Origin of the sequence: Pseudomonas sp. WAC2 (assembly GCF_030403525.1) — a bacterium.
In the GTDB taxonomy this organism is placed as follows: Bacteria; Pseudomonadota; Gammaproteobacteria; order Pseudomonadales; family Pseudomonadaceae; genus Chryseomonas; species Chryseomonas luteola.
The window spans coordinates 363,091-375,469 of sequence record NZ_JAUEPD010000005.1 but is presented as its reverse complement, the minus strand read 5'-3'; the positions used below and the strand labels follow the sequence as shown (position 1 = coordinate 375,469).

Genomic DNA, 12,379 nt, shown 5'->3' with positions numbered 1-12,379 from the left:
CGTGCGTTACGGCAGCGTCTCGTTACCCAGAGCAAAATCCATTGCGGCTTCGGCGTGAATTTCGGTCGTATCGAAGACAGGAAGGGCAAGATCCTTCTGGCTGAGCAGTAATCCGATTTCCGTACAGCCCAGGATCACGCTGTCGGCACCCTGGTCGGCCAGCTTGCCGATTTCTGCCACATAGGTCTGTCTGGATTCGTCCCGAACCACGCCCTGGCACAGCTCTTCATAAATGATCTGGTGAACCCGCTCGCGACCTGGGGCGTCCGGGATACGTGGGTCCAGACCGTGGGCGCGCAAGTGGCCGACATAGAAGTCCTGCTCCATGGTAAAGCGTGTGGCGAGTAGGGCGGGGCGCTGCATACCGGCTTTCGTTAACGCTTTTGCGGTCGCGTCAGCGATGTGGATCAACGGAATATCAATTGCCGCCTGGATAGGTTCGGCCAGCTTGTGCATGGTGTTGGTGCAGATGAGCAGACCTTCGGCGCCTGCCGTTTCCAGGCGGCGTGCTGCATCTACCAGCAGTCTGGCGCAACCGTCCCAATCGCCGTGATGTTGCAGCTCGGCAACCTTTGCAAAATCGACTGACCACATAAGCAGTGGTGCCGAGTGCAAACCGCCAAGGCGCTGCCGGGCGATTTGATTGAGAAGGCGATAGTACGTGACCGAGCTTTCCCAGCTCATGCCGGCAAGAAGTCCTAGCGTTCGCATGATTCTGCTCCTTGATGAGGGAGTGGAACCGTCTCACAGGCCAGTCCAATGCAGCAAGGCAAGAGGCCACTGTACCGATCCGATAGTTAACAGCTGTATCGATTGTTCAGTAAAAAGCCCGATCTAGAGCTTTAAATGGTCAAGAATACTTAACCCCGCTGTCATTTTCGGTTGTTAGCGTGCCCCCATCATTTTGGAGGGCAGTCATCATGAGAACCTGGGAAGAACCCAAGAAGCGCAAGGCTCATATCGAGCTCATCCCGATGATCGACGTGATGATGTTCCTGTTGGTCTTCTTTGTACTGGTCAGTCTGAACGTGATCCCGGCATTGGGAATGAAAACCCAGCTACCTAGCGCCAGCAGCGCGCAACAGCTCAAACCGCAGAACAAGGCCATCCTGACGCTAGGCGCTAACGGTGAGCTGCAACTGGATGGTCAGGACATTCAGGTCGATGCCCTGGTCGTGGCGCTCAAGGCGCAGGAGAAACCAGACAGCAAGACCACCATTATCGTCAACAGCGACAAGGGCGTGGAAGTAGCCCGGTTGGTCGAGGTGATGGACACCCTTCGTTTGGGCGGCTTTACCTCCGTCTCCATCGCCACGCGCAAGTCCTGATCCATGTATACGTTCTATCGCTCCCGCCATGTGTTGGGCTGGCTACCTGCGCTTGCTGCGCTGGTACTGATTGCCCTGTATGCCCAGCGTACGCCGCTGAAAGTTCAGCCGGTATACGACGAGTCGGCCGTGGAATTGGCTTTGGTTGAACCGGACCCTGTTCAGGAACCCGAACCGGTCGTTACACCGCCGGAGCCTGTAGCCGAACCGGTTAATGCGCCTCCGCCGGAGCCTGTTGTTGAGCAGGAGGAGGCTGCCTTGCCACCACCTCCCAAGCCGCAACCCAAACCTGAGCCCAAGCCAGTGCCGAAGCCGCAACCCAAGCCTCAGCCGAAACCACAGCCAAAGCCAGTGGCCAAGCCTGCCGTGGCCAAGGTCGAGCAACCGGTAGCCAAGCCGACGCCTGCTTCGGCACCTGCTCCGGCCGCGGCCAAGCCGGCACCCGCCGCCCCCCCCAAGCCGACCGTCAATGCCCAGGCACTGGAAGGCGGTTACGTACAGGGGTTGCGTGCCGAGCTGGATCGTTACAAGCAGTACCCCACCGGACGCCAGGCATCGCTTGAGCGGCCACACGGCGATGTCGTGATCTGGCTGCTGGTCGACCGCGCCGGACGCGTACTGGACTCCGGCATACAGGACAAGGCCAGCAGCATGCTGCTCAACCGCGCGGCCACCAACAGCCTGAACCGTATCAAGAACGTCAAGCCGTTCCCGTCCGAGGCCTTTGCCGGCAAGGACCAGCTCCGCTTTACCGCCACCTTCAGTTACAGCATGCAGTGATTATCCGATTCGAGGAATTCCAATGAAGTACACAAGGATTTACCTGGCGCTGGTTGCCTCTGGTCTTTGCCATGGTGTGGCCATGGCGCAGGAAACCGGTGAGCGTGATGTCGGCACCATCGGCGTCGAAGGAAAGACCACGCTGGGCAGCGGGTACATGACCCCTGAAGAAAGCCCCAAGTCGCGCTCCACCCTTACTCGCGAAGCCATGAACAAGCAGACGGCAACCGCCAATGCCGTCGACCGTCTCAAGTACACACCGGGACTGAACATCTCCAGCGAAGACGCCACGGGCCTGTCGGGCTTTCGCTTCACCCTGCGGGGGCTTAACTCCGATCAGGTCGGCATGTCTGTTGACGGGATGCCTATCAATGACTCGGGCAACTATGCGCTGTATTCCAACCTGCTGGGCGATCCGGAAAACATCGACCAGATCTCCGTAGTACAGGGCGCCTCGGATGCCGACGGTCCGCACATCGGCTCCAGTGGCGGCAACATTACCCTGACAACTATTCGGCCAACCAAAGAGACCGGCGCATTTGTTAAACAGACTGCAGGCAGCAACGGTACTTACAAGACCTTTGCCCGTCTGAACACAGGCGAGTGGAATGGCCTGTCCAACTGGCTGTCTGCCTCGCATACCGAAGGTCAGATGTGGCGCGGTCACGGTGCCGTTCGGGCCGACAAGGTGGAATGGAACAGCTTTTTCGACGCCGGGGATGGCAATACGGCCAACCTGATCCTCAAGTACCATGAGCAGGACAACAACAGCTATAGCCAGCTCACCAAGAATGAATTCACCCAGTACGGGCGCAAATACGATCCTAACCCCAATCCGCCTGCGCTGGGCTCCAACGGCAAGATTTCCAAGTACTACGAGCTGGCACAGAATCCCTTCAAGACTTTTACCGGCGTGCTCAACACCCAATTCCGCCTGCGGGATGATATGTCCCTGTCGGTCATCCCCTATTACTACTGGGGGGACGGCAGCGGCGTAGGCAGTACCGCGTATTCGCTCAACCGCGGAACCAGCAGCAATGGTGTCTACGACCTGGGCAATCTGCCTACGGCCAGCAGCTACGCCAATGACGGGCTTTCCTATACCGGCGTTTATTATCGGCCGTCTCGTACCCAGACCTGGCGCCCCGGCATCACGACCAAGCTGAACTGGGACCTGGGCGATCACAGCCTGCAATTCGGTTATTGGTATGAACGCGCCCGCCAGCGGCAGACCCAGCCGTTCATTGCACTCAAGTCCAGTGGCAAGCCTGAGAGCGTCTGGTCTGACTCGGACGAGACCCGCGACGCCAACGGCAACATCATCCAGGGACGCGACCGTTACACCGTTACGCCAGCCCATAAGGTCTGGGTACAGGATACCTGGTACATGAACCCGGACTGGACGCTCAACGCCGGCGTGGCCTACATGGATGTCGATCGCAAGGGGACCAACCATGGCAGCCTGACCGAGTTGCCAGAGAAGCGTCACCAGAACTATAGCAAGGTGCTGCCGACCTTGGGTATTGGCTACCGCTTCGACGAGCAAAACCAGTTCTTCTATAACCTGACCCGTAACATGCGCATACCGTACAACTACGTGCTGTACGATCAGGGTGAGGGCTCGATCAATCTTAATCCCGAGACCAGCTGGAGCAACGAGCTGGGTTGGCGCTACACCCAGGAAGACATGGCCCTGTCGGCCACGCTGTTCTACCTGAAGTTCAAGGATCGCCAAGTCTCCTCGCGTGACGAGAACGGTGACTACGCCGATATCAACGCGGGTGACGTAGACAACATGGGGCTTGAGCTGGAGTGGAGCGGCCTGCTGCCGCACAACTTCAATTACTACACCTCCTACACGTACACCCGTGCCAAGCAGAAGGACGACGTCACTGCCTACAACAATGGCGTTGCGGTGGAACTGCCTACCAGCGGCAAGCAGTTTGCCAACGTGCCCAAGAACATGCTGGCAGCCAATATCGGTTATGACGACGGGCGCTATTACGGCACTTTCGGCGCCAAGTACACCAGTAAGCTCTACGGTGACCTGACCAATGACGAGAGCATTCCGGGCCGGACGATCTTCAACCTTGGGGCTGGCATATACCTGCCGGTAGACAAGCACATCGTCAAGGACGCCACCCTGCGTCTGAACGTCGACAACCTGTTCGACAAAAAGTATCTGGACGGTGTGTACACCTACAAGACCAACGCAGCGAGCTACAGCGGCTACCGCGACGGCGACCCGGCTTACATCGTCGGCGTCGAGCGGACCGTAACGGTGTCCCTGGAAGCCAGCTTCTGACCTTCGAACCTTCTTTAACGAGGTGTGCTGAATATGAATACCGACCTGCTCCATGACATCACGTTTTATGTCATGTACGGCGCTATTGCCATTGCCCTGTTCGTCATCATCGAGCGGAGCCTGTATTTTGCCTATACTCGCAGACAGGCGCGCCAACTGGAGTCATTGCTGACGGCCAAGGTACGCAGCGACCGTGACCTGCCGGAGTCCTTTACCCGCCGCGAAAGCTTGCCGCTTACCATGGTGCGGCCGGTGCTGGCGCAGAAGGCGCAGCGAGGAACGCGCAAGGAACTGGACGAGACAATCGAGGCGCAGTACCTCGCAACCCGCGCACCGCTGGCCCGTAGTCTATGGATCATCGAAACCATTACGACCGCGGCGCCGCTGCTGGGTCTGTTGGGTACCATTCTGGGCATTATTGATACCTTCAAGGCGCTGGCTTCGGCAGGTGTGTCCGACCCGGGTCAGATCTCAGCAGGCATCGGAACGGCGCTGTTTGCGACCGGTTTGGGTATTGCCATCGCGCTGGGCTGCGTGGTCTTTCATAACTTCTTCCAGGATCGCCTGGAGCGCATCAACGATCAGCTCAAGATCCTGCTGATTCGTGCCAGTATGGGTGCTCAGCCTGTGGATGAAGCCCACGTTCAATCTGTAGAGCCAATGGCGCAGTACCGTACCGCCTGATCGGTTGCGGCGAGGGCCAGTCGGTCCTCGCCCAGTCTTTTCCTTCTTGTTTGAGACCTCCATGCCTGTATTGTCCCGTTTGCCGATCCGTGGCGCTCGACGCCTGTGGTTCGGATTTTTTCTGCTCAGCGCCAGTACGCTCAGTTGGGCCGATTTCAAGATTCCAGGGTTCGAATTGGTGCATACGGTGCCGGTGGGGACTGATCTGGCAACGCCTGACCTGCGTAACCCGGTCGAGGTCTGGAGCGAAATGTTCGACCGGGCCCAGCACCGTATCGACATTGGCCAATTCTATGCGTCCGGTCAGCCGGGTTCGCAACTGGATACTGTGATTGAGCATTTGCAGGCGGCCGGGCAGCGCGGCGTGACGATTCGCTTCCTGCTGGAAGAGAAGGGGCTGCGGATGTCGGACCCTGCCACGCTGGACCGCTTACGCAGTATTCCTAATCTGACCATGCATGTATTGCCGTATGGCCAGCTGACCGGGGGGATCATTCACGCCAAATATCTGGTCGTAGATGGCCGCGAGGCATTTGTGGGTAGCCAGAATTTTGATTGGCGTTCCCTTACGCATATCCATGAAACAGGTGTGCGGATCAGCGACCGCACGGTAGCGGGTCAAATACAGGCTATTTTCAACCAGGACTGGCAGGCACAGCAGGCTTTGGCGGAGGGCAAACCGATTCCGCAGCCGCGACAGGACTCCAGCAGGGAGCCAGCGCCTACCGGCAATTACTTGGTCGCCAGCCCTGCGCGCTACAACCCGCCCGGCGTGCGTGACTCCCAGATAGAGTTACCGCGTTTGCTTGCTCAGGCCCGGCATGAGGTGCGGGTGCAGTTGCTTGACTATGCGCCGCTTTCCTATGGGCCGGACAATACCCGCCCGTATTACCCGGTAATCGACAATGCCTTGCGCGCGGCGGCCGCCCGAGGGGTATCCATCAAGCTGATGGTGTCCCACTGGAACACGGGCGCACCGGAGATCGACTACCTGAAAAGCCTGGCCGTGCTGCCGAATGTACAGGTCAAGATCGTCACGCTGCCGGCCGATCCGGGCGGTTTCATTCCTTTTGCGCGGGTGATTCACAGCAAGACGATGGAAATCGATGGACGCCTGGCCTGGGTGGGCACCAGCAATTGGCTCGGCGGTTATCTGGATAACTCCCGCAACCTGGAGGTGGTGATGCAGGATCACGCCATGGCCGAGCGCATTCGCCAGCTCCATGAGCAGTTGTGGAACAGCCCCTATGCCGACATGATCAGCGTGACGCGTACTTACCCGGAGCCGCATCCCGGCACGCCGTGATTGCCAACGGGACGGGTATCGGGCTGAATGCCGCTCACCCTGGAAAGGAGCCTGTACCGTGACACGTAAATCGTTGCTGATCGCTTGGGCAGGTGGCCTTGTGCTGATCCTGCTGGGATATGGCGTGATCGACCGGCCCATTGCCTATTGGGCCCATGCAGGCGACCTGCGCCATCTGACGTGGCCCAACCTGATGACCCATGTGGCGGACTGGCTGACGGTGCTGGCGGTACTGCTGATCATTGTCCTGGGCATCGGTCAGCGATTGTTGCCCGTGCATCGTCACCGCTGCTTCGTTCTGGCCTTCAGCGTCCTGGTCGCCAAGGGCGTGAAGGATTCGCTCAAGCCTGTCTTCGGTCGTTATTGGCCGGAGACCTGGACCCATGGCAATCCCTCGCTGATCCATAATCAGGCTTATGGCTTCAACTGGTTTCACGGCGGAGACTGGTACGCGTCCTTTCCTTCTGGACATACCACAGTTGCCTACGCTGCCGCCGTGGCGATTGCCCTGTGCTGGCCCCGCCTGAGGGGACTTGCGGTAGTAATAGCCGCGGTGATACCGGTGGGGCTTTTGCTGTGTAACTACCACTTCTTTTCCGATGTGGTCGCCGGTGGCCTGCTTGGCGCCAGCGTAGCGGTACTCGTCACCAAGGTCATGGGTGTGGCGTCGAAAGGGCGATAAGGTCTTCTGTATCCACTTCGCGTCCGAGCATAACTTTGTAGGCGGCCAGCTCATCACGGTCCATTACCTGAAGGGCTACGCCCAGCAGCGTGGCGGGGCGGGCTTTGGCCAGGTTTGCCTCAAGGTCTCTCCAGGTTGAGTGGCCCTTATCGAAAATCCGGGCACTGGGCGTGCCGCCTATCTCGATCTTCACACCTTCAACTTTGAACTGCACGTATTCCACATCCCAGCCCTCCTCGCAGCGGCGCTCGAGGGGCTTGGTCGTGACAGCAGCGCCGGCAGCGGCTATTTCTTGCAAACGGTCTGCTGGAATCAGAAGGTCAATATCGTTCAGCGGGCGTCTGGCGCCATAAACATGGGCCGCCAGACCGCCGCATAAAAGAAAGGGGATGTGTCGCTCGTTCAGCAGATCGATGATCCAGTGCAAGGCAGCAGCGTGACTCATGGGAACCCCTTTTGGCTCTACTGCGTATCTGCCTTGCAGTATAGAGGCGCTACGCAGCCGTCAGCATGCCCTGCTTTTCGATAAAGGCGATGATGTCCTCCAGGCCCTGGCCCACTTTCTGGTTGCTGAACACGAACGGCTTCTCGCCCCGCATCTTGCGGGCGTCACGGTCCATCACTTCAAGTGAGGCACCGACCATTGGGGCAAGATCCACCTTGTTGATAACCAGCAGGTCAGACTTGCAGATGCCTGGGCCGCCCTTGCGGGGGAGTTTGTCGCCCGCAGACACGTCAATCACGTAGATAGTCAGGTCGGACAGCTCCGGGCTGAACGTGGCGGAAAGATTATCGCCGCCGGATTCGACCAGGATCAGATCAAGACCAGGAAAGCGGCGGTTGAGCTGGTCTACCGCTTCCAGGTTGATGGAAGCATCCTCACGGATGGCCGTGTGCGGGCAGCCACCGGTTTCCACGCCGATGATACGCTCAGGGGCCAACGCCTCGTTGCGCACGAGAAAATCGGCATCTTCACGGGTATAGATATCGTTGGTGACAACCGCCAGGTTGTAACGATCACGCAGGGCACGGCAGAGGGCGAGGGTGAGGGCCGTCTTGCCGGAACCGACCGGGCCGCCAATACCGACGCGCAGGGGTTGAGTGTTCATCGCGCTTGTTCTCCTAGGATCTGAAAAGACGGCTGTATTGTTGTTCGTGGGCCATGCTGGCGAGCGCCAGGCCAAACGGTGCGCTGCCCCAGAGGGTTTCCGGCAACGCGCGGGCAGTTGCGAGGGCTGCGTCCAGGGCTGGCAGGAGTTCAGAGGTCAGTCGCTGTGCTGCCTGCTGGCCGAGAGGCAGGGTTTTCATCAGAACGGCCAGCTGGTTTTCTAGCCACCCCCAGAGCCAGGCCGAGACGGCCTCTGCCGGGGTAATGGCCCAGGCACGCGCGGCAACCGCCCAACCCAGGGCAAACGTTGGCTCGCTGGCTAAAAGGTGCTCGCGTGCTTCGGGGTCCAGTTCGGGCAAGTCCTTGAGCAGTTGCGTCAGGGAAAAACCGGTCTGGCGGCTCTCCAGGCGCAGCTCTCGGGTTTCTCGGCTGGCTGAGTGGCGGCCTGCCAATTCAGCCAGCCGCAGCCAGTCACCGGAGGCTGCGGCTTGACAGTGAGCTAGCAGCAAGGGCGCTTCGAAGCGGGCAAGGTTAAGCTCCAGCTGATCTTCGAGCCAGACGCGGGCCGAGCTTGAGTCGGTTACGAGGCCGGTCTCGATGGCCGCCTCTAACCCTTGGGAGTAGCTATAACCGCCGATGGGTAATTGCGGGCTGGCCAGACGCATCAACGCCCAGGCCGGGCTCATATCCGCACCCCGAAATGGTGCAGCCGAGGGCCGTAATTGAAATCAGCCTCACCGTGGTGTGAGTGGTGATGCCCGCCACCATAAGCGCCATGCTCAGGTTGGAAAGGCGCCTGGATCGATTCACACGTAGCGCCCAGTTGATCCAGCATGGCCTTGAGTACGTGATCCTCCAGAATGCGTAGCCAGCCATCGCCTACTTGCAGCGCAACATGACGGTTGCCCAAGTGGTAGGCAGCGCGGGTCAGCTCATGAGCATTGGCGCAGGTGATGTGCAAAAGAGCCTCAGGGCGGGCGCAGACGCGTACGATACGGCCGTCCTGGGCACGCAGCCCTTCACCGTCAAACAGGGGCGGCTGGCCGCGTTCGAGAAACAGCCCGACATCTTCACCGCTGGCCGTCACGGTTCGCAGCCGGCTCTTGCTGCGCGCCTCGAAGCCAAGGTGAATTTCTTCGTGCCAGGTATCGGGGGAGGGCAGACGAGTGTGAATGACCAACATAAGGCAGTATCCGCTGTGCTTTATGAAGACTACAGCAAGCGGCCTGCCAGAACGCAACGGCTCGTTTCACCGGCGTTGCACAGGGGATCGTGCGCTCAGTTTGCCTGATTTCGGTGCAACAGCGGGTCGGAGGGCAGGGGTTCGCCCTGATTTGGTGCGAACAGCATGTTAAGGCCGCGCCAGTGCTTGGCACCGATCATGATGAAGCGTAGCTGATGAATGATCTTGGCCTGGGGCGTCTTGTGCGGCTCCAGTCCCTTGTCAGGCATATCAATCAGCTCGGGCAGGGTGGCGAATACGGTCTTGACCACTAGATCCGCCAGAACATCGATGTCCTGACACGAAAGGTGGGGCAGCCGGTTGAGCTGGGACAGGTCTAATGCAAGGTCATCAGTGATGCGCTGGCGCAGTTCACTGATGGCCTGACGAATCGACAGCGAACCGCCGTACTGCTCCCGGGCAAGAAAGATGAATTGGCTACGGTGTTCAGCGACGGCTTCGATAAAGATGCCGACCGAGGCATCTATCACGCCACGCAGCTCGATTTCGTTATGACGTACCCGGCGCAGGGTTTCGCGAAAGGTCTCGCCCACTTCGGCGACCAGCGCAAGTCCAAAGGCATCCATATCGGGAAAGTGCCGGTAGAAGCCCGCCGGGACGATGCCGGCACTTCGGGTGACCTCTCGCAGGCTCAAGCTGCCGAAGCCGCGCCCACTGCTCATGAGCATGCGCGCAGCATCCAGCAGGGCATGGCGGGTTTGCAGTTTTTGCTCGGCGCGGGAGGACATGGCGGTTTTCCAATCAGGCAAGGGGGTACTCTATCAAATACCCGCACGTCCGGTTGAAACACTTGTCGTGTGACAAAATCCGGGCGCCGGTAGTCTGTCTGCATATGGCGCATCATCCAGGTGATAATCGATGCGCTTAAAGATGAAGCACCCACGGCCAATAGCCGTGCCTTCGATCGCTCTCTTCCCGCCAGGATTGGCTCAGCTCAAATCAGACGACTCATGTTCAGCCCGCTTGTCACATTTCCCGCGCTCTATATTGCTACGCTCCTGATGCTGGCCGGTTCCGGCCTCTTCACCACTTACATCGGCCTTCGCCTGACGGAACAGGGGGCGGGCGATCTGTGGGTCGGCTGCCTGATGGCGGCGTATTATTTCGGGCTGGTCTGCGGTGGCAAGCTCGGCCACCGGCTGATCGCCAACGTAGGGCATATCCGCTCATACGTCGCCTGCGCCGGCGGCGCGACGGTGACGGTACTCATTCACGCCCTGACCGATCATCTGGGCGTCTGGCTGGTGCTGCGCTTCATCATGGGTGTCCTGATGATGAACCAGTACATGGTGATTGAAAGCTGGCTCAACGAGCAGGCCGAAAACCACCAGCGGGGCAAGGTGTTTGCTGGCTACATGGTGGCGGTGGACCTGGGACTGGTGGTCGGACAGGCCTTGCTGGCCGTACACCCGGCACTGGATTACAAGCCGCTGCTGCTGGTGGCAATCTGCTTTGCGTCCTGCCTGATTCCCATCGCCATGACGCGTCGCGTACACCCGGCCAAGCTGGTCGCCGCGCCCCTTGAAATCAAGTTCTTCTGGCAGCGCGTACCGCAGTCACTGGTCACGATCTTTGCCGCTGGCCTGATGGTCGGTGCCTTCTATGGTCTGGCGCCGGTGTACGCCAACCGCAACGGGCTCGATACGGCGCAGTCGAGTATGTTCGTGGGTATGTGCATCGTGGCAGGCTTTTGTGCGCAGTGGCCGCTAGGCTGGCTGTCCGATCGGGTCGACCGCTGCAAGCTGATCCGCGCCAACGCCGTGCTGCTCTGCCTGGCGGCGATTCCGATGTGGGGATACATCACCTTGCCCTATGCCGGACTGCTCGGCACCGGCTTTTTGACGGGCATGCTGTTGTTCACGTTGTATCCGTTGTCAGTGGCCTATGCCAATGACCATGTAGAACCCTCGCGCCGTGTAGAGCTCTCTGCCATGCTGCTGACCACCTATGGTGTAGGCGCTTGTATCGGACCGCTACTGGCCGGTGCGCTGATGAATCAGTTTGGTCCCGGCATGTTCTATATTCTGATTTCGATCTACGCGGTTATTCTGATCATCTGGGTTCAGCCCCGCTTCGTAACAAATGAGCATCTCGTGGATGAAGCACCACTGCACCACGTGGCGATGCCGGATACGGTCAGCCCGATGGCCGCTACGCTTGACCCCCGCGTGGAGGAAGTGCCCGAGGAGCTGATGGTGGATACGCCGCCTAACATTGGCCGCTCCGATGGCCTCCCGGATGAAAAGCCGGTCGCGTGAAACGGTCGTGTGAAGTAGTCGCCTGAACGCGCGTTATATATAAAAAAGCCCGATCAACTGGTCGGGCTTTTTTATGGGGCCAGCATCAGACAATCCGGTGCATGCGGTGATGCGAACGGTCGATGGTCTGCTGTGAATCATCGGCAGCCAGCTGCGGCTGAATGTGCTCCTGTTGACGCTGGATCATCCGGTCAATGGTCTGCTCGGTGCCATCTTCGGCTACCTGAAGCTGGTGCTGCTGGCGATGGATCATCTTATCGATGGTCTGCTCGGTACCATCTTCAGCTAACTGGATCTGATGTTGCTGACGATGAATCATCTTGTCGATGGTCTGCTCAGTACCGTCTTCGGCCAGTTGGGCAGGAGTATTCAGGCGGTTTTGCTGGCGCTCGATCAGGCGGCCCAAGGTCTGGTCGGAGCCGTTCTCGGTCAGCAGACGTTCTTCAATGCTCTTGGTCTGACGGTTGATCATCTTGTCCACGGTGTACTGGCTGCCATCTTCTGCGTACAGCTGAGCGGCTTGGGGCAGGGATTGAGCAGCAACCAGAGTGTTGAATGCCAGGGCGGTGAGGCCGATACCGAATGCGATAGTGCGTTTCATGATCTGTTTCCTCGATGGGATCGTTTCGACAGATTCAGTATCGGTTCGAGTTGATCGATTAAAAAATGGATCGTAGGCATACCA

The 12,379-nt window shown here is 59.1% G+C and carries 14 protein-coding genes; 7 read left to right on the top strand and 7 right to left on the bottom strand.

Going from position 1 to position 12,379, the window contains the following annotated elements:
* Window positions 1-6: 6 nt before the first annotated feature.
* Entirely contained in the window at window positions 7-711 is a 705-nt protein-coding gene (locus QWJ10_RS13495; RefSeq protein WP_289927067.1) for an aspartate/glutamate racemase family protein, read from the bottom strand.
* 209 nt (window positions 712-920) lie between these two features.
* Here QWJ10_RS13495 and QWJ10_RS13490 point away from each other — a divergent pair, with 209 nt between their 5' ends.
* The 6 genes from QWJ10_RS13490 to QWJ10_RS13465 all read left to right on the top strand — a co-directional run bounded on the left by QWJ10_RS13490 (window position 921) and on the right by QWJ10_RS13465 (window position 7,085).
* Entirely contained in the window at window positions 921-1,328 is a 408-nt protein-coding gene (locus tag QWJ10_RS13490; protein WP_010795870.1) for a biopolymer transporter ExbD, read from the top strand.
* A 3-nt stretch (window positions 1,329-1,331) separates the two neighbouring features.
* A complete protein-coding gene (locus QWJ10_RS13485; RefSeq protein WP_289927065.1) occupies window positions 1,332-2,108 on the top strand; it encodes an energy transducer TonB in 777 nt (258 codons plus the stop codon).
* A 22-nt stretch (window positions 2,109-2,130) separates the two neighbouring features.
* The gene (locus tag QWJ10_RS13480) at window positions 2,131-4,413 is read left to right on the top strand and encodes a TonB-dependent receptor (protein WP_289927063.1); all 2,283 of its coding nucleotides are present in this window, start codon (window positions 2,131-2,133) and stop codon (window positions 4,411-4,413) included.
* 33 nt (window positions 4,414-4,446) lie between these two features.
* Entirely contained in the window at window positions 4,447-5,097 is a 651-nt protein-coding gene (locus QWJ10_RS13475) for a MotA/TolQ/ExbB proton channel family protein (protein ID WP_010795867.1), read from the top strand.
* Between the two features lie 61 nt (window positions 5,098-5,158).
* Window positions 5,159-6,403 carry a phospholipase D-like domain-containing protein gene (locus tag QWJ10_RS13470; RefSeq protein WP_289927060.1) on the top strand — a complete coding sequence of 415 codons (1,245 nt, stop codon included), beginning with the start codon at window positions 5,159-5,161 and terminating at the stop codon, window positions 6,401-6,403.
* Between the two features lie 58 nt (window positions 6,404-6,461).
* Window positions 6,462-7,085, top strand: coding sequence for a phosphatase PAP2 family protein (locus QWJ10_RS13465; RefSeq protein WP_289927058.1), 624 nt, complete (start codon window positions 6,462-6,464; stop codon window positions 7,083-7,085).
* Here the strand turns inward: QWJ10_RS13465 and QWJ10_RS13460 are convergent.
* The 5 genes from QWJ10_RS13460 to QWJ10_RS13440 form a co-directional block, all read right to left on the bottom strand.
* A complete protein-coding gene (locus QWJ10_RS13460; protein WP_289927056.1) occupies window positions 7,057-7,530 on the bottom strand; it encodes a hypothetical protein in 474 nt (157 codons plus the stop codon). The two genes, QWJ10_RS13465 and QWJ10_RS13460, sit on opposite strands and share 29 nt — an antisense overlap.
* Window positions 7,531-7,579: 49 nt before the next feature.
* Window positions 7,580-8,194 (bottom strand): urease accessory protein UreG, encoded by a 615-nt coding sequence (ureG, locus tag QWJ10_RS13455; RefSeq protein ID WP_010795863.1) that lies wholly within the window; start codon window positions 8,192-8,194, stop codon window positions 7,580-7,582.
* Between the two features lie 13 nt (window positions 8,195-8,207).
* On the bottom strand, window positions 8,208-8,879 hold the full coding sequence (locus QWJ10_RS13450; protein WP_289927054.1) for an urease accessory protein UreF: 672 nt from the start codon (window positions 8,877-8,879) through the stop codon (window positions 8,208-8,210).
* Window positions 8,876-9,376, bottom strand: coding sequence for an urease accessory protein UreE (ureE, locus tag QWJ10_RS13445; RefSeq protein ID WP_289927053.1), 501 nt, complete (start codon window positions 9,374-9,376; stop codon window positions 8,876-8,878). The genes QWJ10_RS13450 and ureE overlap by 4 nt, the downstream gene beginning before the upstream one ends.
* A gap of 95 nt (window positions 9,377-9,471) precedes the next feature.
* Entirely contained in the window at window positions 9,472-10,164 is a 693-nt protein-coding gene (locus QWJ10_RS13440; RefSeq protein ID WP_289927250.1) for a TetR family transcriptional regulator, read from the bottom strand.
* Between the two features lie 222 nt (window positions 10,165-10,386).
* Here QWJ10_RS13440 and QWJ10_RS13435 point away from each other — a divergent pair, with 222 nt between their 5' ends.
* Window positions 10,387-11,694: an MFS transporter gene (locus QWJ10_RS13435; RefSeq protein ID WP_026004168.1), complete on the top strand. Its 1,308-nt coding sequence runs from the start codon at window positions 10,387-10,389 to the stop codon at window positions 11,692-11,694.
* An 85-nt stretch (window positions 11,695-11,779) separates the two neighbouring features.
* On the opposite strand, the gene QWJ10_RS13430 is transcribed toward QWJ10_RS13435, so the two are convergent.
* Window positions 11,780-12,295: a hypothetical protein gene (locus QWJ10_RS13430; RefSeq protein WP_010795858.1), complete on the bottom strand. Its 516-nt coding sequence runs from the start codon at window positions 12,293-12,295 to the stop codon at window positions 11,780-11,782.
* Window positions 12,296-12,379 lie beyond the last annotated feature (84 nt).